The sequence below is a fragment of the Streptomyces sp. 5-10 genome (assembly GCF_014712245.1).
Lineage (GTDB): Bacteria > Actinomycetota > Actinomycetes > Streptomycetales > Streptomycetaceae > Streptomyces > Streptomyces violaceusniger.
The window spans coordinates 1-567 of record NZ_JACVYG010000232.1 but is presented as its reverse complement, the minus strand read 5'-3'; the positions used below and the strand labels follow the sequence as shown (position 1 = coordinate 567).

The window sequence follows — 567 nt, the reverse complement described above, 5'->3', positions numbered from 1 at the left end:
CACTCAGGCAGGTCCTGACTTCCCTGGCCCAACTGCATGTCAACGGGGTCACCGTCGACTGGAAACCTGCTCTCGGCGCGGTGGCCACGGACGACAGCACTGCGGCCGACAGTCGCGCACCGATGCTGGACCTGCCCACGTATGCCTTCCAGCGGCAGCGCTACTGGCTTGACGCCCCGCCCGCGGCAACCGATGCCACCGGCTTGGGCCTGGAAGCCCTTGAACACTCCTTCCTCGGAGCGGCAGTCCCCCTTGCGGACCAAGGACATGTCCTCACCGGGCGTATCTCGTTGGAGACCCATCCGTGGTTGGCGGACCACCGGGTCCTGGGGTCGGTGCTGGTGCCATCGGCTGCGGTGGTCGAGTTGGCGCTGACCGCTGCGAACCGTGCGGGATGCGAGGCAATCCAGGAGCTCACTCTCGGGGATCCGTTGTCCCTTCCGGAGCGGGGCGGTGTCCAGCTTCAGGTTGTGGTCGGCGAGGCGGGGCAAGACGGTGTGCGCAGCGTCTATGTGCAATCCCGCCTTGAAGTGGCCGATGCCGTGTGGGTTCGCCATGCCACGGGTT

General features: G+C 66.8%; 1 protein-coding gene. It reads left to right on the top strand.

Annotated features, from left to right (window positions below):
- A partial coding sequence (locus tag IEJ02_RS47960; protein WP_191070529.1) for a polyketide synthase dehydratase domain-containing protein occupies positions 1-567 on the top strand: 567 nt, incomplete at both ends.